This window comes from Stieleria bergensis, from assembly GCA_007745635.1.
In the GTDB taxonomy this organism is placed as follows: Bacteria; Planctomycetota; Planctomycetia; order Pirellulales; family Pirellulaceae; genus Stieleria; species Stieleria bergensis.
Genome location: CP036272.1, coordinates 4,207,380 through 4,232,545, shown reverse-complemented (window position 1 = coordinate 4,232,545; position 25,166 = coordinate 4,207,380). Strand labels below are relative to the sequence as shown.

The following is a 25,166-nucleotide window of genomic DNA, read 5'->3' as shown; positions in this document are numbered from 1 at the left end:
TCTCGATGAAGATATTGATACAAGGAGGTCACGTCATCGATCCCGCCAGCGGTGTCGATGAGGTTCGCGATCTGTGGATCGACGGCAAGCAGATCGCAGCGATGGATTCGTTCACCGCTCAACAAGCGGATCGCTGCATTGATGCCAGCGGCTGTGTGGTGATGGCGGGTGGCATCGACCTGCATACTCACATCGGTGGCGGCAAATTGTCGATTGCCCGCATGTTGTTGCAGGATCAGATTGATGCCGAAACGCGACAGCACGCAATCGCCGCGGCCGAGTACGAAGTGTTGCCTAGCGCTGGTGTCACGGCGCAGCGTTATCTAGCGATGGGTTACACGGCTGGTTTTGAACCCGCCATGATTCCCTGTAATGCCAGAGCAGCGCACGCCGAAATGGCTGACATGCCGGGGCTGACCACCGGCGGCTTCTGTTTGCTGGGCAACGACGACTTGCTGTTGCGTTTGATCAGTGAATCGGCGCCGCAAGCCTTGATCAATGATTATGTGGCTTGGATGGTCACCGCGACTCGATCCCTAGCGGTCAAAGTGGTCAACGCGGGCGGTATCAATGCGTTTAAGTTTGGCCAGCGCGAATTGGATGTCGATCAAGTCCATCCTCGCTATGGCATCACGCCCGCCGATGTGATTCGCACGCTGGCACGCGCGGTCAGTGAAATCGGGCTTGTCCATCCGTTGCACGTTCATTGCAGCAACCTGGGGGTGCCTGGCAACATTCGCTCGACTCTGGCGACGATTCAAGCGGCCGATGGCTTTCCGATTCACCTGACGCACGCTCAATTCCATAGTTACGATGATTCCAGTGACCATGGAATGTCCTCAGCAGCGGTGCAGTTGGCAGAGGCATTGAATCAACATCCCAACGTGACCATCGACGTCGGTCAGGTCATGTTTGGGCAAACGGTGACTGTCAGCGCGGACGCCGCTCACCAGTTTGCCAATCGCTTGCATGCGACGCCCAAGAAGTCCGCGATTGTCGACGTTGAATGCGAAGCGGGTTGCGGAGTGGTTCCGTTTCGCTACCGTCGCAAACAGTATGTCAATGCCTTGCAGTGGGCCATCGGTTTAGAATTGTTTTTGATGATCGATGACCCCAGTCGCGTCTTTCTGACGACCGACCATCCCAACGGAGCACCGTTCACTGCGTACCCGCATTTGATTGGGTTGCTTGCTGATCGAAGTCTGCGCGAGACAGCGCTGGCAGAGTTGCATCCCGATGCCAAAGCGGCCAGTTCGTTGTCCGGGATCGAACGAGAGTATGGATTGCATGAACTGGCGGTGATGACACGCAGTGCACCCGCAAACATTTTGGGTTTGAAGGATCACGGCCGATTGAGTCAAGGCGCGGCTGCAGATGTGGTTGTCTATCAACGGCAAGACAATTTGGAGGCCATGTTCCGGTCTCCGCAGTCTGTGCTTGCTCAGGGGGCCGTCGTGGCCTCTGCGGGGACCGACGGCGAAACCAGGTTGGACTATGCAGCGGCAAGTCGATTGCAGCATCGTGCCATTCATGCTTCGCTGGACTTTGACTCGGCTAATGTTGACCAACTGCGTCAACGGTACAACGAACGATCAACCTTTGACATGCAACACCTATGGATCAGCGATGATCAGTGGGCTGAGTTTTTACAGGGCAGCCCCATTGAAGCGTCAACACGGAGGCGGACGGCATGATCGATCATCCCACCAGCCAAGTGAATGAGGACTCGCTGCGGATTAATCAAGTTCGCATCGCGCCGACGTTTGCCGAAGCGTTTGATATGAAGGCCACTCGGATTGTCATCACGGCGGCCGACCCCTACTGGGCTCTGCAAGCCGGCCAGGCCATCAGCGGCTTTGGAACCAGCGTCATCGATTGCAAAATTGAAATTGATATCGAAAGCATCCTTTCACCAGAGGAAACGCCGGACGGTCGACCCGGTGTGGCAATCCTGGCCTTTGCAATGTCCGGCGGCGATCTTGAGAAACAGATCGTGAAGCGTGCCGGTCAGTGTGTTTTGACGTGTCCCTCTTCCGCCCTGTTCAACGGGATCGTGGCAAGTGAACATGACGATGCAAAGACCTTTGCCTTAGGAAAAACACTGCGTTTCTTTGGTGACGGCAATCAGATTAGCAAGCTCACGAAGGGGACACGCTATTGGCGCATTCCAGTGATGGATGGTGAATTCATCTGCCAGCACGATGGTGCGCGTGTAGGCGGCATTGGCGGCGGTAACTTTTTGCTGCTCGGAAGCGACTTTGCAGCGGTCAGTGCAGCTTCAAGAGCCGCCGTGGATGCGATCGCGATGATGCCGGATGTCATCACACCCTTTCCCGGCGGTGTGGTGCGCAGTGGATCGAAGGTCGGCTCTAAGTATCCTGCGTTAATCGCATCAACCAATGACGCCTACTGTCCGACCTTGCGCGGGATCGTTGATAGCGAACTCTCGCAGCAGGATAACGTCGTGCTGGAAATTGTCTTGGACGGTCTTAGCTTTGATGCGATTGCCGCAGCGACGAAAGCCGGCATTCACGCCGCATGTGACTTGGCCGGTGGCAAGGGGCTCAACGCGATCAGCGCTGGCAATTATGGCGGCAAACTCGGTCGGCACCACTTTCACTTGCATCAGTTGTTGGCATGACGCACTGGATCCTAAATCGAAAGTCAAACGAAGCTGTTCAGATCGACGCACGCAATCTCACGCGACGTCGATTGCGCGAGCAACTCGAATCGGGGGCTGGCCAGATCATGTTGCACGCGGACGGCGCACCGGTTTTGCTGGACGAACTGTTCGACGTCCAGTTGCAACCATCGGCCGTCGATCGAATCGAAGTCCACGGGCATTTGCAGGGCGTTGATGCGCTGGCCAGTTATCACGATCAGGGCGAGTTTCTGATTCATGGTGACACAGGAAATCATGTGGCCGCCGGGTTGCAGGGCGGCCGAGTCGTGGTGCATGGCAGTGTTGGAGATTCCCTGGGTGGACCCGCACCTGGCGCCAAAGCCGGGATGGTCGGCGGTGTGATTCAGGTTGATGGCAGTGCTGGTGATTACTGTGGCCATCGAATGCGACGTGGTTTGATTCAGGTGAACCAAAATGTGGGACGCAACCTGGCGGCGTCCATGATTGCCGGGACTCTCTTGGTCCAAGGGGAACTGGATGGGCCGTCCATCGCCGTCGGCATGCGGCGAGGAACAATCGTGTTGACCCGTCCCTTGGAAGCGCTCAATCAACCAAGCTTGGCTCAGCACTTGGCCGCACGGCTGAGCACCGCAGTTTCTTTCGACGCCGGGTTTCTCAACCTGATGGAGTTCACGGTCGAGCGTGCTCCGATTGAACGGCTGATTCGGTCGCCGCTGCGACGCTGGCGCGCTGACCGAAGTGTCGGCGGATTGGGGGAAGTGATCTTTCCAGCGAACGATCCTGTGTGATCGCTCGTTGGTCTCTCTCGCGGGGTGTCTGTTCGTTGGCCTCGCGGCAAACGCGTGGCCTTGAATTCGGTCCATGGTAAGGGCATTCCCCTACATCAGCCCCGCCACTGGCCTTCCCGTTTGCTAGCATTTGCCCTCGTTTTCGGGTTCCGTAGAGAATTCGGGTCGTTGCGGTCATGCAGCGCCCCAGCGGTTGCCGATGAACGAAAGGTTATCTGCCGCGCGGGCTGTGTGTCTCTGCGCGCCCAGAAGTGGTGCAACAAAGCACCGAAAAAAGAACGGAATCGCCCCGGCGAGTGCAATGAAGCGACGATCAGGACCAGCGAAAACGAACCAACAACACGCCATGACGTCTGCACGTCGAGGGATGATGGCTTGCTTGTTGGTGATTCATTTCGCGCTGGCAGGTTCGGCGTTTGCCCAAGAGTCAGCCATCTCCACCGACAACCCGGTGCAGGTTCCCCAGGGAGTTGAGGTCCTGTCGAACCTCGTCGTGCAGATCGAGTCCAGTCTCCGCGCTGAGGTGTCGGTGATGGTGAAGTCCGTTGCGGTGACTCCCGACGGCAATACACTGGCAGTGGCTTGCGACGATCATACCATTCGGATTCTTTCCGTCGTTGAGATGGACTTATCCAAGACGCTGACGGGACATACGGATCTCATCAAATCATTGGCCTACGATGATGCCGGTGAGCGTTTGATCAGCGTCGGCAACGATGGACGAATGTTGGTTTACGACTGCCAGGCGGATTACAAAGTCATTAGGAAAGTCGAGGGAGTGCCCGCGTTGTCATGCGTCGCATTTTCTCCCGATGGGCAAACCATCGCTGCCGGTGACTTTGACGGCCAAGTTTACTTATTGGAACAGGAGGGACAAAATACCGTCAACCGCACGGTGAAGTGTCCCAGTAAAGATCTCCGATCGTTGGCGTTTCGTGATGATGGAAAACTGCTGGTGGCTGGTGGCCGTGATGGTTACTTGCATCTGATCAACTTAGAGCAGGGCAATCAGATTCGATCGGTGGAGTTGCATCTAGGACGCATCAACAGTTTGAACTTTGCCTATGAATCATCGGTCGTTGTTTCAGCCGGCAGAGACGGTACGGTGGCCCTGTTTGATACAGAGACGATGGCCGAGTTGGCGCGGGTTGCTGTTTCGACCGGGCAACTGTTCTCTGCTCGGATTTTGGACGATCGCCATGTGGCTGTCGCTGGAAGCGATGATGTGATTCGCATTGTTGATATGCAGCGAGAACAGATCGTGGAACAAATCAACGGGCATCAGGGATCGATCGCCGCGATGACCAGCAGCGGAAACTTGCTGTTCTCTGGCGGGTTCGACGCGACGCTTCGTCGCTGGGAACTCAGTGGCGTGGAATCACCCGATGGTCGCTCATCGGTGATTGAGAAAGGGACAAACTGAGTCCTCGGATGGGGTTGGTTCGCAAGATTGCAGACCGTTCACTTGGCGGACATTTAATGTCTGCCGAATGAACATGCTGTTCAATCCGCATGTGGCACAAGGAGGTGCCAACAGGTGATTTGGAATTCTGGAAAAACCCGCAAAGCACGACGCCACGACGCGACGCCTCGTAATCGCGTCTCGGTGTCGCCTCAGCGTTTGGAAAGCCGCCTCTTACTCGCAGCGGATCCCATTCATGTTGGTCTTGTCTACCTGGAGACTGACTACCTTGAATCGGACAACGATACGGGGAGTGACTCGCGTGGGGATCGCTTTCTCCTGTCCTTCCAAGGAGGCGCAGAAGGGACCGAGCTGACCGAGTTAAGAATTTCGACGGATAAAGATTCCGATGGATTGAGTGTTGGCGATCCCATTTTTGATACACAGCCTGGGGGACGCGGCAAGTCGGGCTCGCATGATTTCCAGGTCGTGCAGATCATCTCAAACGGAAATCACCAGCCGTCGGTTCATGCCAGCGTGGATGACGGTGGACAGGAGTTGGTGCTACAGCTTTCCAACTTTCGTAACGGCGATCGATTGGAGTTTACGCTGGATGTCGACGAAGTCCTGCGTAACTCGGCTGACCTTGCCATCTTCAACGATCGCTTGGACGTGATCACATCGGGCCAAGAGTTTCAGGATTCGATCTTAGAAGCTGTCTTTGAAGCGCCGCACTTTCATAGCGCCAACGCCGATGCTGTGTTTGTCAATGACTTTGGCGATCCGGCGGATCGATTTGCATTGGACCTGCCACCTGACGAGGGCAATGACGTCGACAGTCGACCGAACCGCAGTGCCGCAGCGATTGGGACAACCGTGCAACAGCCCTTGCCTGTTTCCATCTCGGGAACGGTTTGGCTAGACAGTGACATGGACGAAGTCCGCAAACCGGGCGAGCCGGGTATAGCGAACGTCGTTCTAGATTTGTACGAACTGACATCCAACGGAACCTACGCTTCAACGGGTTTCCAAACCCAGACCGATCAGCTGGGCCGTTACGAATTTGGCGAGTCCTTTGGCTTGCTGCCAGGCACTTATCAGGTGGTAGAGACTCAACCGGCTGGGTATTTCAGTTTGGCCGCCGTGCCCGGCAGTGTTCAAGGAAATCCTACGGGTGAATCCAGTGGCACGGATGTCCTGACGGGGATCGTGATTCCTCTTGGCGACACGCAGGCCGTCGAGATGGACTTTGCGGAACTCACGCCAGCATCCATCAGTGGTCAAGTGTATCTGTTGGCACCGGGCACTGATTGCGACGGTCCTTATGATCCGTCTAGCGATACTCCGCTTGCCGACGTCCTTGTCAGTCTGTGGCAGGATGACGAGTTGATCGCCACAACGACTTCAGATAGCAGCGGAGGCTATCGGTTTGATGGGCTAATGCCTGGCACCTACCGTGTCACTCAGCAAACGCCGCCCGAACTGTTGGAAGGCGACGCCCATGTGGGCGAAGTCAACGGCGTCGAGATTGGAGTCGCTGCCGGCGGTTCTGAAATCCGGCACTTGACGCTGACTTCCGGCGCAGTCGGTGTGAACTATGACTTCTGCGAAGCCGCACCCGTTTCAATTTCAGGTGCAGTCTTCCATGATCGCAACGATGATGGAAACCGCCAGTCCGGTGAGGAACCGATCGCCGACGTGTTGATCAGTTTGCACGATGAAAATGGCACTCAGATCTCCACCACAACTACGGATTCAGCGGGTCAATATCGATTTGATCAGCTACCGGCCGGGAATTATCAAGTTCGACAGCAGCAACCGGTCGCCTACTTGGATGGCAAAGAATCACTCGGTTCGGTCAATGGATCACCCACCGGAACAGTCGGCCAAGAACAGTTTACCAGCATTGTGATTGCTCAGGGATTGGCGGCAGTCAACTATGACTTCGGCGAATTGTTGCCTGGTTCGATCAGCGGCATGGTGCACGCGGATCTCGATCGCGACTGCGTGTTTGATCCCGGCGAGATGGCGCTTTCCGGAGTCATGATCCGTTTGCTTGACGAATCGGGGACGCAGGTCGCAGAGGCCGAAACAAATGACGAGGGGATTTATCGTTTTGAGGGGCTGAGCCCGGGACGATACACCGTTGTCCAGGATCAGCCCAGCGGATACTACGATCGTAGCGCCACGCCGGGCAGCCTGGGCGGGGTTCGTGGAGTGAATCAGATCAACCAGATTGATATCGAATCTGGACAGGAGGGTCTGAACTATGACTTCTGCGAAGAGCCCGGCGTCACCGTCGCCGGTGCGGTTTATCTGGATCTGGACGAGGATTGCATTTGGGAGCAGGGTGAACCGGCCATTGCTGGAGTCACGATCGAACTGCATGACGGCAATGGATTGGTCGCGACAAGTGTGACCGATCAGTCGGGCCAATATCTGTTCGATAACCTGCCTGCGGGTTCCTATACGTTGATGGAGGTTCAACCAGAGGGTTACCTCGACGGTTGTGCGGAACTTGGATCGGAAGGCGGACTGGTCTTGGATGCAAACACCGTGCAGGTTTCGTTGTCTCCCGGCGCTGAAGGGACGGACTACGTGTTCAGCGAAGTCCAGGCTGTGTCCATTCAAGGGCAGGTGTGGTCGGACAACAACGACGACCAGGTCCGTGACCAAGCGGAATTCGGCATCGAAGGCGTCACCGTCGAGTTGCGCGACGAGAATCAACAGGTGTTGCAAAGCACGCTGACCGATAGCCAGGGCGTGTACCGCTTTGAGAGCCTGACGCCTGGAACGTTCGGCGTGACAGAATTACAGCCCAGTGGATACTTCCACAGTGGGCAGCTGATCGGAACCAGTGGAGGCCAGGTCACGCAGGACGACACGATCACGTTCATTGTGCTCAACAGTGGCGATCACGCGGTCGGCTACGACTTTCCTGAACTTCCGCCCGCGATGATCTCTGGGTTCGTCTTTCAAGATGGACCGACGATCGAATCCGAAGAAGAGCTAGCGTTCAGTGATCTGCTGGACAGGCGAGATGGTCTTCGCAGCGAAGATGATGCGCCAATCGCAGGTGTGCGAATTGAATTGCGGCATGCGGATGGGCGCTCGTTGTCCGACGAGGATTTGCTTGCAGGGGCGAATGAGTCCACCGTGACGTTCACCGACGATGCGGGCTATTATCAGTTTGTTGGGCTACGTCCCGGCGACTACATGCTGTTGCAAACGCACCCGGACGACTACCTTGACTTTCTAGAGACCTCGGGAACCACTGGCGGATTGTCCGACAATGTTGTTCACTCCTACACCTCCGCTGAGTTGCTGCGTTTGGACGCCGTTCCAATCGAATATGATGGCGACGCAATTGTTGGCGTCATGGTGGCTGCCGGTGAGACTTCCACGGAAAACAACTTCAGCGAAGTTCAAGTGGTGGTCACGCCACCACCGCCGGTGACAATTCTGGAACCGGAACCGACGCGTCCACCGCGTTTGCTGGGGCCGGTGTATCAGGACATTCCACGCACTCCGCTTCTCTACAGTGCCTTGATCCCTGACGAGATTCAGCCGCCAGCGATCTACGGCGGAGAGCAGTATGTTGTCTGGCACCTCAGTGTCATCAACGGTGGTTTCCCTCGCGGCGGTCAGCAAGCGGGGTCGGCTTTCCGCGTGGTCTCCACAGGGCAGGGCGACATTGGCAATCGACGGCCAGACTTTGATGCCCCGCATGACCTGGGGCAGTGGAGTTTTCTGAGCTCCGACACCGATGTCATCGAGCAAGCCTCGGCGTTCACGCTGGGCGATGAGTTTGCCATTGCCCGCTCAGGTGACTTCGACGGCGATGGCAGTGATGAAGTGCTGATCTATGTCGGTGGCGTTTGGTATATCGATGTCAACGGGAATGGTTTCTGGGACAGTAGCGATCTCTGGGTCGTCCTTGGCACTACCTATGACGTGCCCGTGGTCGGTGACTGGGATGGTGACGGAAAGGACGACGTCGGGATCTATGGAGCTCGCTGGGACGGCGATGAGTTGCGCATTCGAATGGACGCCGGTTTGCCAGATCCAGCGAATCAATATCGTCGAAAAATCGAAAACCGCTTCCAGCATCAGTTGATCGCCGCAGAAGAAACCGATGCCAATGGTCAGGTGGTCCGCCAAAACAAACGCGTGCTGCAACGCAGTGATCAAGGTGATTTGCGAACCGACGCCGTGGATCACGTGTTTCGGTTCGGCCAAGCCGCTGACATTCCCGTTGTCGGTGATTGGAACGGTGACGGGGTCGACCAGATCGGTGTGTTTAATAACGGTTCGTGGATGTTGGACCTCGAAGGCGATGGGCGACAACTGCAAGGCGAACGCGCTTTCGAATATGGACAAGCGGGTGATCGGCCTGTGGTCGGTGACTTTGATGGCGACGGCCTGGATGACATTGCGATTGTCCGCGGCGGACAGATTATCATCGACTCTGATGGCGATCGCCGTTTAACGGCCGCCGATCAACGCATTGAGATTCCACCAGAGCATGTCGATAGTCAGCTCGTGATTGGCGACTGGGACGGCGATGGGGATGACGAGATCGCGTTCTACAAGGACGCGGGTTAATCACGTCGCAAGCGTGTTTTTCATTCTTGCCGATCCTGCGGTTTCCTCGAACCAGGACTGGCTAGTAGGCTGCCATGCTTGCACGCACCAATTAGCACTCAACGTTGCTGCTGGTGCTAACCGTCGGTCAAGGCGGCATACTCTGGGTGCGTGGCGATTAAGATCTGATCGATGGCCTGTCGGGTTGCTGCGTCAAGGTGCGAGTATTTCTGCTCGGGCTGCGTAGCGTTCAGAATCTCTTGCAACCGTTGTAGAATCGGTTGGCGAACCTGATCCGGCAAACCCTCGAACGCGGGGGAGTAGATCAGGTAGCTACAAGGGTATTCAAACAAGCGCGAGGTCAGGTTCAATTGCCGCAGCGAGCGGCCTGCAGAGTCAACCGGTCCCTGTTTGGCAAAGGATTCGGCATAGGTCGATGTGCCTTGGACTTTGTCCGTGAGCGGGAATTCATCGCACATCAGAAGATAATCCAACACGTTGTCGACAACGGCTTTGATTCGCCGCTGAGCACTCTCACTGACGTGATCGGCGGGGCGATCCAGCAGTTTATTCATCTGCTGTGACTGTGCTAAAGCCATTCGCGTTTCAAAGTTGGCCTGCGTAATGGCGTTGTGCATCTGGGTTTGATGCTCCAACACCATCAATGCTACGATGTCACTGTGTGCAGAGAGGTAGTGTGATGGGGCGAATTTGCCGTCCAGCGAAGTGGCATTGGCACCGGATTCGCGGTCGAAATCCATTTCGCTGCCTTTGCTAATGGTATTGCCCATATGCCGCATCGATCCGTGAGTCCCCGTGACGTACCAGCCTCCCCAACGCTTTTCAAAGTCACTGGTATGGTCGGTCAGATAAGTACCGTTTCCATAGCGAGGTTGCCCGGAGGCGTCCGGGAACACGCTGCGGACCAGATAGCCGGGAACGTTCTGTGTGCGACTTGATGCATGGCAGGCTAGGCAGTTCCCTCGGTCGCGGACGATCTTCGGGGTGGCGGATTCTTTTTGACTGATGGTGTAGAAAATTGCACCCTGCTGTTTGTCGGTTGCGGCAAACTCCAGTACGTCGCCGTTGTCGCAGTAACCGACATAGATATCGTCATTAAAGTAGATAGCCCGGGGATGTTTTGGTGAGATCCGCATTAACTGCAGACTGGTTTTACTAAACACCAACGTTTGCGACTCAACAGGAATGTTCAGTTCTTCTAGTACTGCATGCAGGTAACCCAACGTTGGTTTGTATTCCAGTTTGGTTTCCCCAGACGCTAACCGCTTGGCAAGCTGAGCGACGGGATCGTTTACCGGCGCATTGTTGTAGTCAATGGGTGGGCGTTCAAAGTGAGTCACTTGAGCGATGGCCGAAACCCCCGGCAAAAACATGAGGGAAACGGTAATCAATCGGATCGTTAGAAACGTTATGGAACGCATGCTGATTCAGGGTGTGGCGACAATGGGATTGAAATCACCGACAAGGTTGAAGGGACGTAAAAGATAACGTGCATACACTTTTTACAGGACGCACGTGAGAGCCTGCCAAGTGGGTCTGGTAATTCAATATTTGTGAATGCAGGTGTCTAGTTTTAGTAGTCAAATTTATTTGGGGCCCCACATGCTATCCAAAACCGCCGAATACGCTCTCCGTGCTGTCGTTTCTATGGCCAGTCAGTATGGTAAACCACAGGCCGCTGATCGTATGGCAAAACACACCAAAGTGCCGCGCCGCTACCTCACTCGTGTCCTGCAGGATTTGGCTGCGTCTGGATTGGTGCGTTCCCGACCCGGCCCAGGAGGCGGATACGAACTGAATCGTCCTACGGATGAAATCACTGTCCTGCAGGTGATCAACACCGTTAGCCCGCTGCGGCGCATCGATTCCTGCACCGACGGGCTGGAGCAGTTCCAGGAGATGCGATCATTGCACAACGAGTTAGATCGAGCCTTTTCAGCGACCGAAGCCACGTTCGCAGCCTTGACCATTCAAAGTCTGTTGGAAAACAACCGCTTGTTGACGCCGCGGACCCCTGCCGAGACACCGGCTGCAGGGGTTGTTTCAACACCCAGCACAACGGCCGCTCAACCAGCCTATGTGCCCGCTCCAGTTTCCGCGCCACCGATGCCCACGCCGACCTATCCGGCCAGCATGACGTCGCACACGGCACAGAAACCAGGGACGCCACGGATGGGGCAGGTCTTTTCCCGATCGAACTACGGTGATCGCAGCTTCCTGAAGGGTTCAGAGTAAGCGGCTCTGAAGTCGCTGTCGATGGATTGCAACCGGATTCAGTTGATTTTCTACGGGGCTGAAAATCAACTGAGCCGGTTGGTCACAATTCCTCTCTCTCGTGGTGCGAAACAGCACAGCCACGGGCGGCAGGGCGACGGATCGTTTCAAGTTTAGTCGCCAACTCGTCAGTTCGTTGAACTGGCGAGTTGGCTTTTTTTGTCTCTCCGGCGAGACTTTCTCTCATCGAAAACGCGACGATGTCGCTTCGGGATCGAGCGAAAATCGCGAGCCGGACAGGACTCTTCGAACCCTGATTTGCGACTTTTTCTCGTGAAAAATCAAGTGATTTTCTTTGGAAAAAATACAAAGTCTCGTAGCTAACTAAGTGTCCAACCACAATCTGTTTTGCCGCTTGCGCTGTGCCTTGATTGGAGCCACTCTGTGTCGACCGTTCACTCCGCCAAACACCGGCTGAGTGATGCCATGGCGAATCTTTGTAAACGATTGGCCCTGCTTGGGACTCGCTATCGCTGGTGTCTAGAAAAGACTCTGGTGCAGAGCGTCAAGCGAGTCATGATCAGGCCAAGCCGTTGATGGCTTGTTGCTTGAGAGATTCGAGTCGCTGGATTAGCGGCTGCGTGTTCGCTAGCTCCGCTTCAATTAGCAACGCCCACAGATCCACTTTGCCGATGCGATCGCTTTGGATCTTGACGAGGTCTTTGTGTGTGCAAACCAAGGCATCAACAGAATCGAGTGCTTGTGCCCATCGGTCTAATTTCGCCATCGTCTGGGCATCGTATTGGGCGTGGTCGGGCAAGATGAACTCGTCGATCACCTCTGCACCCAGGCTGACAACGCTTTGGCGAAAGGCCGACGGGTTGCCGATTCCGCTGATCAAGGCGACCCGCTGTTGATTCAATTCAGTGGCTCGTTTTGTGGTGCTGGGAGATTGCAGGAGACCGCTGGGTTGATGCACGCAGTAAATAACGGGGACGGAGTCATGGGTTTTCCTGATCTGTTGCTCAACGGCATGGATCTGTTGTTCAGAGACTTGATCGGTTCGTGTAAGGATCACGACATCGGCTCGCGCTAAGCTCGCGATTGGTTCACGAAGCAGTCCCCGTGGCAGCAGATAGCCGTGCCCAAAGGGACAGGTCATATCAATCAGGACAATGTTGAGATCCCTGCCTAAGCGGCGATGTTGGAAACCATCGTCCATCAGGATGATCTGTGCTTCTAGTTCGTCGATCGCGATCTGTGCCGATGCGACTCGATCGGGATCTTGCAGGTGAGGAACATCAGGTAGTCGCTGGTGGAGTTCCTCGGCCTCGTCGTTGTGATCCGCGTCACCGCGACCATAACCGCGGCTGACAATGCTGACGCGAATGCCTTGGTCGCGGAACCAGCTAGCTAGATAGGCAACGATCGGCGTTTTTCCCGTTCCTCCGGTGGTCAGGTTGCCCACGCTGATGACAGGGCAGTCAACGCGAATCGTTTCACGTTTGCCGGAGTCGAACTGTCGATTCCGAGCGCCAACGGCGATGCCGTAGGGGAGTGTTAGAAAACGCAATCCGATTCGAAGCAACGTTGCAACGGGGCCTTTCCTTTGTCCGCTGATGACCGTTCGAATGTCCAACGCTTGGTGTCCTGATGGGAAAGCGAATGCAGTGGTCGCTACGACCACCAATGGGGCACCCGGATCATAGCGACAAGTCATTCTGATCGGGTTTGTCCACGACGTCTCGTTGGCATCATGGGCTCGTTGGCATCATGGAGTCATTTGCATGATGCAACGGTAACCACGCTGACTCACTAACCGGGCGAGCACGCAACGATCAGTCAGGCTGATGAATCGCATGACGCGGGCGCTGTCGCGACTGTGAGCCGACCGTTGATGAACGTGCACCGTTTTGCGGTAACACGGGTAAGGCGATTGGTGTCACGTTTGCCTGGCCACTGTTCAGCGGTGGTGCCAACGGGTGATGTTGGTTCGAATCCTGGTCGGCCTGTAGCCTAACGTTCATCGGACCGATTGTCACCTGCGCTGATTCGCTTAGCGGCATGATCTGGCCGCTGTGGTTGGCATGTCCTTGTCGCGCGCTGGCGAAGTTACCAGGCGAGTGGGATGAGCGTGGTGTCGATGGCGTTGACTGGATCGCGTTGGCGCCGGCGATCGCATTGCTGTGATTCAGGCCGGTGGTCTGAGGCTGAGCAACAAACTCCTTTTCAGCGAACATCCGATCGAGTTCTTCGAACGCGAGCTCGGTTTGCGACGACGAGTGGAAACGCTCGCTGGTGGGTGAGAGCGTCTGCAGCGGTGCGATGGCCGCAGCCCGGTCTGCAGTTTGTTCTGGAGCTTCATCGCGCTGAGTTTCCGTGACATGTAACGCGCTGAACTTGCGTCGCTGAATGGGGTCGGGCGGAATCGGCAGGGCGACTTCTGCGTAGGTCAACGGGCGCGGCGCTTGATAGGTCGGTCGGCTGGCCGGCTTGTTGGATGCCGAAACCGTGCTGGCGAACGTTGGCTGTGCCATTTGGTTGTATTCGCGCACCGCGAGTTCCAGCGACGATGGCGAAAGCGCCTGCGGATCGACGGCCGCTTCAGTGGGGGCCGGTGTTGGCGCTGCGACGCGAAAGTATGGCAGTGAGAAAAGCAGTCCAGCAATCACTGTCAGCAGAATCAGATTTGATCGTTGCACGTGATGTCACCCAAAGGAAGCTGTCACAAATGTACGGTTTCCGATTCCGAAAACCTACCCAAACTTCCTTGCTGTCCAACGGCGCATCATGCGTCTGTGTCGACATCGGCCTTCGCTTGACAAGGCTTCACAAAATTCACCGGTCTGACGGAGCAAAATTTGGCTGCAGTCCACCTGTAAGGATTGGCGAAGCCATGCTGCCAACGAGCAGCAGAAGTGCTCGGCTCAGCACCAACGCACAAGAGAATCGGCCGCATTCGAAAAGCGGCGACCGTCCGGGACCACGATGGAGACCGCCAGCAAACGAAGCGATGCCTATCAACGCAGGCAATCGCAGCGTTGATGTGGTGAATGATGGCTGACCTGCCATCAGAGCCGACAGCCGGATTCGAACCGGCGACCTAATCATTACGAATGATTTGCTCTACCAGCTGAGCTACGTCGGCGTAGGGTGCGGTGGTAGATCCCGCGGAGACGATCACTGACGCGAAGGCGATTGATGAATCGGTTGGCAATGCCAACGTTCAACGCGTGCGTGACCGGCCCAGCAAGTTACAAAAACAAGCTGATGTTTTCCAGGCCCAACCGCCAAGATTCCAAAGATTCGGTGGGTTTGCTACCGGACTGTCCAATAGGACTCCGCTTGCTGGAATGGGTTCGCAATCCTTCGATTCGTTCCGCGGATCAATTCTTTCGGGTGCCGGTGTTTTCTGGTTCCCTGAGCAGATCAGGGAGCACCAGGGAGCCTGATCGTCGAATTTTTCGGCGTCCGGACCAACCAGTTGCAGAAACGACGCTGCGCCCGGCCAATACGGTAACGCGACTAAGTGCAGAGGCAGCAGCGGGATCTGGCTTTGCGATTCATGTCGCTGCATTCCAGTTTTTGGAGCCCGCCGGTGAGGCAATGGCGTTTTTTCACCATCTGAGCTGCATGAGCGGCGCCAACGCGTGCAGACTTCGGGCCGAAAGGGCACCTGATTTGGATTTCGATTGGCGTTCTGTGTGTGTGCACCGCGAAATCCATCGCAAAGTGGATTGTTCTGTGTCGGGTGACGCGGGCAGTCCTTTTGAGGGTCTTTCTTAAGGCCTGCGGTTTGCTTGGGCATCATCAGCATCCAAATTGATCGAATTTTGGGTGGTTCTGGTGATTTTGCGGGGAGAGTGCTCGGGCACACCTCGACAAAAAATAATTTTTTCGGTAAAAATTTAGATCCCCGCAGGCCGTCCTTCACGGTTTCGGGGGCGGTCTGTACTTGAAGCGTCGTCTTTGGTTGAGTTTTGGACGGATTTTCCGTCATCGACCTGAACGTCGCTTCCCAACGCTGGCGCCTTACCGGTGCGGTCTTTGGGCAAACAATTTGCGCTCCGGGCATCCAATTCGGATGGGTCGCTGTCGAGTGGCTTTGTGTGTCGATTGAAAAGCGGGGACGCAGGTGCTTTGAGTGGCCGGCCGATACAGCATGCGAAGGTTTCCGAGTCTCGGTGCGACCGTTGGCTCAACAACAACCTCAATACTCAGCCTCACAAGCCCGAGGGCAGGAGAACTGGACTCGATGAATGAAGTCGAACTGGACGTCGTCGACTTGAAAGCGCTCATTCTTTCGAACAATTTGTTCGGACCGAATGATGTTGCCGAGATTCGTCAAATGATCTCAGAGAACTATGGACACTTCGCGGAGCTTCGCGATGCGGTTCAGCAGATGGAGGAGGATCCCGCGCTCAGTCCATCTGGAAACACAAAGAAAGGTGTTTGTCAGTTCCTGCTTGGTCGATTTGCTGAAGCTCTGCAAACCCTGCAGGCAGCTGATGGTAGCGCGACGGCATTGTTCTACGCCGCTCGAGCAATGTTTGAACTGAAGCGATACGACGAAGCGATTGCTGGATACCAGCAAGCCCAAGCTTCGGGTTATCACGAAGATCAGTGCAAAATCTTCATCGCTGAATCACAGCGCTACGCTGGTCGCATCGATCAGGCGATGTTGTTGCTTGACGACATCTTTGGTCCTGCCGAGCAGACCGCCGAATACATGTACCAGCGTGCCGCCACGGTTGCTGGGATCGGTGGCCGACGTGACGAAGCGATCGCGCTTTATCAACGTGCCGTGCAGACCGATGAAAACCACGCTGGTGCCTTGTTCGGTCTGGCCTGGGAAAACGATCGCATGGGCAACGACGAAGAAGCCCTTCGGTTGTACGAGCGTGCCGGTAAAGCATTCCCAACCGGCGTGGGAGCATTGGTGAACTTGGGGCTGATCTACGAAGATCGCAACGAGTTCGACAAAGCGCAGATTTGCTACAAGCGGATTCTGGACGCCCATCCAGATGACACGCGAACCCAGATGTACATGAAAGACGCTTCGGCCAACGGCAACATGCTGTACGACGAAGAACTGCAACGTCAAAACGATCGCCTTGCACAGACCTTGAACATGCCTGTGGCTAACTTCGAACTTTCCGTTCGTAGCCGCAACTGCTTGTCCAAGATGGGCATCGATACCATCGGTGACCTGACTCGCACCAGCGAATCGGAATTGCTCTCGAGCAAGAACTTTGGCGAAACCAGCTTGATCGAAATTCGCGAAATGCTGGTCAGCAAAGGCCTGAAACTGGGCCAGTTCGCTCATGAGAGCAAGAAAGCCGATCCGCCAATCGATACCACGCACCTCTCGCCCGACGAACAGGCGATGCTGGAGCGTCCGATTTCGGATCTGAACCTGTCCGTGCGAGCTCGCAAGTGTATGGCTCGCTTGCAACTCAACAGCATTGGCGAACTGCTGCGTAAGACCGGTGACGAATTGCTGGAGTGCAAGAACTTCGGTGTGACCAGTCTGACAGAGGTTCGTGAGAAGCTGACCGACCTCGGTTTGAAACTCCGTGGCGACTGATTGCAGCCGTCAACCCGTTTAAGCGACAACGCCGATGCAGGGAAGCTTTCCAGCATCGGCGTTTTCCGTTCGCTTGGCCGGGATTCATGTCGCGATGGTGATTGGGCGTGCATGCTGGGGCTGCGTCGAGTGATCCCAACGCTGCGTGCTGACCAGAGTTTAGACTTTTTGATCCTCTCCGTTGATTGTTTGAAATGGGGACGCAGATTTGGCTCGCCGAATGAGGACCTCGCCTGAAGATGGCATTTCGATTTGAATTGCAGTGCACTGATACCAGCACTGCCCTTGGCACGCCGGCACGGCGCGGGGTCTTTCACACGCCTCATGGCCCCGTGCAGACTCCTGGCTTCATGCCTGTGGGGACACAAGGGACTGTCAAAGGTTTGACGATCGATCAGGTCGCCGGCACTGGTGCCCACATGATCCTGGGCAATACCTATCACTTGGGTCTGCGTCCTGGCCACGAAGTCGTCAAGACGCTCGGCGGCTTGCATGCGATGAGCGGCTGGGAAGGGCCGATCTTGACCGACAGCGGCGGCTTTCAGGTCTTTTCGCTCGATGGGATCAATAAAATCAGCGAACACAGTGTGATCTTTCGTTCGCACATCGATGGTGCCTTAATTGACCTCACACCGGAATACTCGATGCAGATCCAAGAGTCGCTCGGCAGTGATGTGGCCATGGTGTTGGATCACGTGGTGGCGTTGCCAGCAGAAAAGGATGCCGTTCAGGACGCCATGGAGCGTTCGATCCGCTGGGCCAAACGGTGTCTCGAGTATGCGGGGCGAGCCGATCAAGCCAAGTTCGCCATCGTTCAGGGCGGGCTGGACGTTGAACTACGCGTGCAATGCGCTCGCGAGATGGCAGCGATGAACTTCGAAGGCTATGCCGTCGGAGGCTTAAGCGTCGGTGAACCCCCGCCAGAAATGTATCGCATCACCCAAGCCACCACGCCAGAGTTGCCTCAGCAGAAACCGCGTTACTTGATGGGCGTTGGCAGGCCGATCGATTTGCTCGAGAGTGTGGCTCGCGGAATCGACCTGTTCGACTGTGTGATGCCCACTCGCAATGGACGCAACGGATACGCCTTTACCGATGCCGGGCCGATCAAGATCCGCAACGCGAAGCATAAAACCGATACCTCTCCGTTGGATCCCAATTGTGATTGCCTAGCCTGCACGCGACACAGTCGTGGCTACTTGCGGCACCTGTTCATTGTTGGTGAAATGTTAGGGCCATCGTTATTGTCCTTGCATAATCTGACTTATTATCAGAAAGTGATGCAAGGAGCTCGGGAGGCGATTGAGCAGGGATGTTTTGCTCAGTACATGGCCACCAAAAAACAGCAGTGGGGAATCGAGTGAAGCAGATCATTGCCGTTGTCCGGCCACACCTAGCAGAAACGGTACTTGAAGCCATCAAGCGAGCGCCCCTTGAAGCGATCACGGTGAGTGAAGTGAAAGGCTATGGTCGTCAAAAGAGTTATCTCGACGAATATCAAGACACCGAGTTCTCGGAAGCCTTTTTGCCAAAAGTGGAAATCATGATGTGGGTTGATGACTCACGTTATGAGGAAACCTTGGATAAGGTCGTCACTGCCGCGCGCAGTGGTCGGATCGGTGATGGCAAAGTGTTTACGATGCCCATCGCATCGTTTCAATGATCGCAATCGGCGCGGCATGAATGATTCGTCGGTGTCGTCCAATCAGCCGCAGGCCGTTCGGGCAGTTTTTTCAAGTGGTAATGGGGGCGGGTCGCAGAGCCGTGGCCAGCGCCAAAACGGCCGATGGCATGAGGGGATCTCCGCGACTGAGATCACGGTCATCCTCTGATCGTTGTGGATGGAAAAGAATTTCATCCAATCTTTTCAGACCCACTAGGCGCATCGAAGTTCATTGACGATAACTTCGGTGCGGGATGGAGCAGCCCGGTAGCTCGCGAGGCTCATAACCTCGAGGTCGTCGGTTCGAATCCGGCTCCCGCAACTTCTCGGAACGATCAAAGTCGTTTCCGACCCTGAAGTGAATAAAAGGTCGGCATGGTTTCCATGTCGGCCTTTTTTCGTTTTTGCCCCGTGTTTCGCGGTGTCTGCGAGTTCGGAACCGCTCGATCGCGTTCTTCGTTTCTTTGGTCCGGCCGTTACCTGGGTTATGGGGTTGGGGGTGAATTTGGGTCTTGGGGCGAGATTTCTTTGTTTCTTCGTTTCTCTGTCGGTCTGGGTTAACGAACGTCCGAACCGCTCAGACGGTTCCGACGTGAAAAGGGTTTGGCCCTGCAAAACGCTGGGTTTCTGGAACCGTTGATTTTGCCACCCCCTAACAAGAGCTGGTTTCTTCGGAGAACAGCCGAGAAGACCGGGTAATGCAGTTGGGAGATACGAAGACCTTGTCCGCCTCAAAAACGGGGATGACGTAGCGTATCTGGCTCTTGGAAATGGGCGGATTGCACTTCTTCAGGTAGAAGCGGTGCGTGGCAGCATCCGCGTGAGCGGATCTAGCTTTACATCTCCGCAATCACAACCGATAATGACGGCATGTTTCCACCACTGCTTCGCTTTTTGATGATCGTCACCGTGTTGGCCTGCCCAACACTCGGCGGTCGTTGCTGCGATGCGGGAACGTCAGACTTTGCCGCTGTAACTTCGGCGGTCGACGCTTGCGAAACTTGCTCTTGTCATGATTCGGATCTACCTGAGCCGGCTTGTCCGGCTGAGGGTGGCGAGTGTCACGATTGCTTCTGTGCGGGGGCGCTGCCGATTGGGCCGAGTGCTTTGGACTCGCTTTCGTTTGATTCGCTCTCGTTTGATTTCGTTGTCTACACGCCGGCGTCGACGCTGGCCTCTTTGCATCGGGCGTCTGCTCGGCTCGATGTTTGCCAATGGCCGCCGACGACGGGCGAGCGATTGGCCACTCTCTGCACGCTGCTGATCTAGCAGCGGACTTTCCTACGCATTTGACGAGCGGATCGTCAAATCCTGAGCGGGTTGCTGCACGCATGTTGTGTCGGCGTCGCTCGATCTTTGAAAGTCGAAAACGTTTGAGTGTGCCCTGATGTCTACAACTCTTGATAAGCCGGACGTCGATGCGCCGGTGACCAAACAGCCGGCGCAAAATGGCGTCCCGGAAGCCGAGCGAAACGTAGCGACGAATGCGCAGGCGAGCATCGTTGTAACAATCCTGGGGTGGATTCCGTCCGTCTTGGTGCTGAGCCTATTGGCCGGCATCGGCTGGTACGGACATCACAACGATTGGAAGTTGCCATCGCTGACTTCCATTGCGACGACGGAGGTTGCATCGGGACCGCAGTGGTGCGACAGCCACGGCGTGCCGGAAGATGACTGCGTCGTTTGCGATCCGTCGCTGCTCGAATTGCCGCCGGAACTGACGTTCTGTAACGAACACGGTGTCCATGGTTGCGTGCTTCATCATCCTGAATTGGCACAAACCAAAACGCCGGTCGATATCACCGACGCGGACTTGCAACGAGCCGCCGAAGCGTTGTCGCTCATACCGCGAGCGGAGAATCTGCCGCTGAGCAGCTCGGCGGGTTCGCGGATTCAATTCGCCTCGATCGAAGCGATGAATAAAGCGGGCGTGGACGTTGAACCGGTCACTCGGGCGAGCATCACCGAGTCGATCGAAGCGGCGGGCGAGATTCAATACAACGCGACCAAGACCGCACAAGTGTCGCCATCGGCCGACGGCATCGTTCGTAAAGTTCTGGTCAATGTCGGCGACTGGGTCAAAGTTGGCGACGTGTTGGCAGTGGTCGATTCCAAGGACATCGGACGGCTGAAGTCGGAGTTGCTGTCGGCACTCCTCGAAGAACGCCTGCAACTCGATCAGCTTGCTCGCGTCGAGAAGCTCGCTCCCAGCGGTGCGGTGCCCGGCAGCCGCGTGATCGAAGTGAAAACGGCGATGCAGAAAGCGCTCGTCGCCGTCGAACGAGTCATTCGCGACTTCGCCAACCTTGGCGTGAGCGTCGATCATGTCGCACTGCAATCGTCGAATCTCGCGGAGACGAAACGACGGGTTCGTGAAATCGGAATGACTCAAATTGATTCATCGACCGGCGGCGATAACTTGATTGCGGTGACGGCACCGATCGAAGGTCGCATTGTCGATCGTGATATCACGGTGGGCGAAGTGGTCGATCGCGGCAGTCGCATGTTCCGCATCGCTGATACGCGAACGGTTTGGTTGGACCTTCGAGTTGCCGCCGAACAAGCGTCGCTGGCTCGGCTTGGATTGCCGGTTCGCTACCAAGGCGATGGCAGCCAAGTCAAACACGAAGGCACGATCACTTGGATCAGTAGCGATGTCGACCCGCAAACTCGGACCGTTCGCGTTCGTGCCGAGCTACCGAACGCCGACGCAAGCCTTCGCAACGAATCGTTTGGGCGTGGCGAGATCGTGCTGCGTCAAGAACCGGCGGCGATCGTCGTTCCCGAGGAATCGTTGCAGTGGGATGGGTCGAGCCATGTCGTGTTTGTTCGCGACGCAAGATTCTTTGAAAAGGATCGGCCGAAGTTCTTTGTGACTCGTTCGGTGCGTCCAGGTGCGAAGCAAGATGGTTTTGTCGAAATCATCGCTGGCGTGTTGCCCGGCGAAGTCGTCGCGAGCAGCGGTAGCGATGTGCTCCGCGCCCAACTCCTTCGTAGCAACTTGGGAGCCGGCTGCACCTGCGGTCACTGATTCATGCTCGAAAAACTCATCGACCTATCGCTTCGCCACCGCGTCGCCGTATTGCTCGGCGTCGTCGTCCTGATCGCCGGCGGCGGCTACGCGCTTGCTCAACTGGACATCGATGCGTTTCCCGACACGACGCCGGTGATGGTGCAAGTCAACACGACCGCCGCGTCGCTTTCGCCCGAAGAGATCGAACGCCAGATCACCTACAGCATCGAGCAATCGCTCAGCGGTTTGCCATCGCTCGAAAACATTCGCTCGGTATCGAAGTTCGGCTTCTCGCAAGTCGTCGTCACCTTTGAAGACGGCACCGACATCTACTTCGCTCGGCAAGTCGTCGGCGAACGACTAGCGACCGTCGAGTTACCGCAAGGCGTCAATCGTCCCGAGATGGGACCGGTCGCGACGGGACTAGGCGAAGTCTTTCACTACGTGTTGACGTATCCCGAGGTCGACTTCCAGGCGCTGCCCGAAGACGAACGGTTGCGATTGTTGACGCAGCTTCGCACGACACACGATTGGGTCGTTAAGCCGCAATTGCGGACGGTTCCGGGCACGGCGGAAATCAACAGTTGGGGCGGGTACGAGAAACAGTTTCAGGTTCGCCTCGATCCGGCAGGATTGGTGTCGCGTGGTCTGACGTTCGACGAGGTCATCACGGCGTTGCAACAGAACAATCGCAACGTCGGAGGCGGCAACATCAATCGGCTCGGCGAGATGTTGCTCGTGCAAGGTTTGGGACGCACGTCCAACGAAGAGCAAATCGAGGCGATAGTGATCAAATCCGTCGACGGTGTGCCGGTGCGAATCAGCGATGTCGCGAGCGTCGAGATTGGCTACGAGATTCGCCGCGGTGCGGTGTCGGCCGACGGTCGCGGCGAAGCGGTGATGGGTTTGGGGTTCATGTTGATGGGTGAGAACACGCATCAGTACACCGCCAATCTGAAGCAGCGCGTCGACGAGATCAGAACCAACCTGCCGGCCGGCATGACGTTGGTGACGATGTACGACCGAACCGAATTGGTCGACTCGGTGATCGACACGGTTCGCAAGAACCTGTTTGAAGGCGGCTTGTTGGTTGTCGCGGTCTTGTTCCTGTTTCTAGGGAATTTGCGAGCCGGTTTGATCGTCGCGATGGCAATTCCGCTGTCGATGTTGTTCGCGTTCACGGGCATGTGGCGGTTCGGTATCGCGGCAAGTTTGCTCAGTCTCGGTGCGATCGACTTCGGCTTGGTCGTCGATAGCAGCGTCGTGATGGTGGAGAACTGCGTCCGGCATTTGAGTTTGGCGAACCCGCTGAATCGAAGTCGACTCGAACGCATCCGCGACGCAGCGGTCGAAGTTCGCGGGCCGACGATGTTCGGCGAGCTGATCATCATGATTGTGTACCTACCGATCCTGACGCTCGAAGGGGTCGAGGGCAAGATGTTTCGTCCGATGGCGTTGACTGTCATCTTCGCGCTTGCCGGTTCGATGCTGTTGTCGATGACATTGATGCCGGTGCTCGCCAGTTTGCTATTGCCGAAGAAGATCAGTCATCGCGAGCCGTTGCTGGTGCGAATGATCAAACGCATCTACCGGCCGATCTTGCATTTCACGATGCACCAACGGATCGCGGTGATCGGGTTCGCGTTGGCGGTGCTGGTCGTCGCATTTGGGATGATCGCACCCAACCTGGGCACCGAGTTCATGCCTCAGCTAAGCGAAGGTGCGGTGGCGATCAATGTGGTCCGTTTAGCCGGCACAGAACTGGACGATTCGATCCAATTCAACACGCGAATGGAAACGGCATTGCTGAACGCTTTTCCCGACGAGGTCGCTCACGTTTGGAGTCGCATCGGATCGGCGGAAATCGCGACCGATCCGATGGGACTTGAGTTGACCGACGTGTTCATCACGCTGCGTCCGCGTTCGCAGTGGCAAAAAGCAAGCACGCAAGCACAGCTGACTCGATTGTTCGAGGAAACACTCCGCGACTTGCCCGGCCAACGATTGGCTTACACGCAACCGATCAAGCTACGACTGGATGAACTCGGTACCGGCAGTCGTTCCGACATCGCGGTCAAGCTATACGGCGACGATTTGGATTTGCTGTCCGACAAGGCCTCCGAAATCGAACGCGTGCTGTTGACGGTCGATGGTGCGGCCGACGTCGGTGCGACGCAGTTGACTGGCCAACCGATGTTGCAAATCAAAATCCGGCAGGACGAGATCGCTCGCTACGGAGTTCCGGCCAGTGCGGTGTTGAACATCGTCGAAGCGATCGGCAACCGTCCGGTCGGCGATGTGTTTGAAGGCCAGTTGCGATTCCCATTGACCGTTCGATTGCCGGATGAGGACCGCGGCGACCCCGAGTCGATCCGAGCGATCCCGATCACGACGCCGCGCGGCGAGCAAATTCCACTGGGCCGCTTGGCTGACGTGGACGTCACCACCGGTCCGTCGCAGATCGCTCGCGAGTGGGGCCAACGCCGCGTCACGGTGTCGGTCAACGTTCGAGGACGCGACGTTGGCAGCTTCGTCGCAGAAGCGCGCCGCAAGATCGACGAACAGATTGTGATGCCCTCGGCTCGCTATTACGTCGAGTTCGGTGGGCAATTCGAGAACATGATTCGGGCCAGACATCGCTTGATGATCGTCGTGCCCGTCGCGCTCGTGCTGATCTTCTCGTTGCTCTACATGACTTATGGCAATATCGTCGACACGGTTCGCGTCTTCACCGGCATCCCGTTCGCGTGGATCGGCGGCATCATCGCGCTGTGGCTGCGAGACATGCCGTTTTCGATCTCGGCGGCCATCGGGTTCGTCGCGTTGTCGGGCGTCGCGGTGCTGGATGACATGTTGTTGGTGTCGACGATACGTGCCCTGCGACAGCGTGGACTCGGTTTGGAAAAAGCGGTCGAGGAAGCGGCACTCACTCGATTGCGGCCTGTGTTGATGACGACGCTGGTCGCCGCTCTGGGATTCGTCCCGATGGCGTTCAGCACCGGCATGGGCGCGGAAGTGCAACGTCCGCTGGCCACAGTGGTGATCGGCGGCGTGATCAGCGCGATGGTGATGTCCTTGCTTGTCCTGCGAGTGCTTTACATGGTTTTTCAATCGCCGATCTCCAATGACAAAACGTCTGTTGACGGCACCAAGACACATCAAAGCAATGGGCGTGTTTACGAACCACGCGGCGCTGATGGCGTCGCAACCGACCCCGAACGTTTCGGGGCCGGAGCGAAATGAGAAGTCT

15 protein-coding genes and 2 tRNA genes are annotated in these 25,166 nt (G+C 56.3%); 13 read left to right on the top strand and 4 right to left on the bottom strand.

Going from position 1 to position 25,166, the window contains the following annotated elements:
* The first annotated feature begins 5 nt into the window (after positions 1–5).
* From SV7mr_RS15015 to SV7mr_RS14995, 5 genes are all read left to right on the top strand, one after another.
* Complete coding sequence (locus tag SV7mr_RS15015) at positions 6–1,694, top strand: formylmethanofuran dehydrogenase subunit A (protein WP_145273745.1); 1,689 nt, start codon at positions 6–8, stop codon at positions 1,692–1,694.
* On the top strand, positions 1,691–2,641 hold the full coding sequence (fhcD, locus tag SV7mr_RS15010; RefSeq protein ID WP_419187418.1) for a formylmethanofuran--tetrahydromethanopterin N-formyltransferase: 951 nt from the start codon (positions 1,691–1,693) through the stop codon (positions 2,639–2,641). The genes SV7mr_RS15015 and fhcD overlap by 4 nt, the downstream gene beginning before the upstream one ends.
* A complete protein-coding gene (locus tag SV7mr_RS15005; RefSeq protein ID WP_145273742.1) occupies positions 2,638–3,432 on the top strand; it encodes a hypothetical protein in 795 nt (264 codons plus the stop codon). The genes fhcD and SV7mr_RS15005 overlap by 4 nt, the downstream gene beginning before the upstream one ends.
* Before the next feature lie 346 nt (positions 3,433–3,778).
* Entirely contained in the window at positions 3,779–4,855 is a 1,077-nt protein-coding gene (locus SV7mr_RS15000) for a WD40 repeat domain-containing protein (RefSeq protein ID WP_419187417.1), read from the top strand.
* 114 nt (positions 4,856–4,969) lie between these two features.
* A complete protein-coding gene (locus SV7mr_RS14995) occupies positions 4,970–9,439 on the top strand; it encodes an SdrD B-like domain-containing protein (protein WP_145273734.1) in 4,470 nt (1,489 codons plus the stop codon).
* A gap of 116 nt (positions 9,440–9,555) precedes the next feature.
* Here SV7mr_RS14995 and SV7mr_RS14990 read toward each other — a convergent pair whose 3' ends face one another.
* Entirely contained in the window at positions 9,556–10,860 is a 1,305-nt protein-coding gene (locus tag SV7mr_RS14990) for a hypothetical protein (protein WP_473163644.1), read from the bottom strand.
* Positions 10,861–11,041: 181 nt separating this feature from the next.
* Here SV7mr_RS14990 and SV7mr_RS14985 point away from each other — a divergent pair, with 181 nt between their 5' ends.
* Positions 11,042–11,674 (top strand): RrF2 family transcriptional regulator, encoded by a 633-nt coding sequence (locus tag SV7mr_RS14985; protein WP_145273731.1) that lies wholly within the window; start codon positions 11,042–11,044, stop codon positions 11,672–11,674.
* Between the two features lie 559 nt (positions 11,675–12,233).
* On the opposite strand, the gene lpxK is transcribed toward SV7mr_RS14985, so the two are convergent.
* The 3 genes from lpxK to SV7mr_RS14970 form a co-directional block, all read right to left on the bottom strand.
* A complete protein-coding gene (lpxK, locus tag SV7mr_RS14980; protein WP_145273728.1) occupies positions 12,234–13,373 on the bottom strand; it encodes a tetraacyldisaccharide 4'-kinase in 1,140 nt (379 codons plus the stop codon).
* A 118-nt stretch (positions 13,374–13,491) separates the two neighbouring features.
* Positions 13,492–14,355 carry a hypothetical protein gene (locus tag SV7mr_RS14975; protein ID WP_145273725.1) on the bottom strand — a complete coding sequence of 288 codons (864 nt, stop codon included), beginning with the start codon at positions 14,353–14,355 and terminating at the stop codon, positions 13,492–13,494.
* 373 nt (positions 14,356–14,728) lie between these two features.
* Positions 14,729–14,801: transfer RNA gene (locus SV7mr_RS14970), tRNA-Thr, on the bottom strand.
* Between the two features lie 1,107 nt (positions 14,802–15,908).
* Here SV7mr_RS14970 and SV7mr_RS14965 point away from each other — a divergent pair.
* From SV7mr_RS14965 to SV7mr_RS14935, 7 genes are all read left to right on the top strand, one after another.
* Complete coding sequence (locus tag SV7mr_RS14965; RefSeq protein ID WP_145273722.1) at positions 15,909–17,240, top strand: tetratricopeptide repeat protein; 1,332 nt, start codon at positions 15,909–15,911, stop codon at positions 17,238–17,240.
* Positions 17,241–17,479: 239 nt separating this feature from the next.
* On the top strand, positions 17,480–18,604 hold the full coding sequence (gene tgt / locus SV7mr_RS14960; protein ID WP_145273719.1) for a tRNA guanosine(34) transglycosylase Tgt: 1,125 nt from the start codon (positions 17,480–17,482) through the stop codon (positions 18,602–18,604).
* Entirely contained in the window at positions 18,601–18,903 is a 303-nt protein-coding gene (locus SV7mr_RS14955) for a P-II family nitrogen regulator (protein WP_145273715.1), read from the top strand. The genes tgt and SV7mr_RS14955 overlap by 4 nt, the downstream gene beginning before the upstream one ends.
* A 248-nt stretch (positions 18,904–19,151) precedes the next feature.
* Positions 19,152–19,225, top strand: a tRNA-Met gene (locus SV7mr_RS14950).
* A 548-nt stretch (positions 19,226–19,773) separates the two neighbouring features.
* The gene (locus SV7mr_RS14945) at positions 19,774–20,172 is read left to right on the top strand and encodes a hypothetical protein (RefSeq protein WP_145273712.1); all 399 of its coding nucleotides are present in this window, start codon (positions 19,774–19,776) and stop codon (positions 20,170–20,172) included.
* A gap of 118 nt (positions 20,173–20,290) precedes the next feature.
* Positions 20,291–21,934, top strand: coding sequence for an efflux RND transporter periplasmic adaptor subunit (locus tag SV7mr_RS14940; RefSeq protein WP_145273709.1), 1,644 nt, complete (start codon positions 20,291–20,293; stop codon positions 21,932–21,934).
* Positions 21,935–21,937: 3 nt separating this feature from the next.
* Positions 21,938–25,159: an efflux RND transporter permease subunit gene (locus SV7mr_RS14935; protein WP_145273706.1), complete on the top strand. Its 3,222-nt coding sequence runs from the start codon at positions 21,938–21,940 to the stop codon at positions 25,157–25,159.
* The last annotated feature ends 7 nt before the right edge of the window (positions 25,160–25,166 follow it).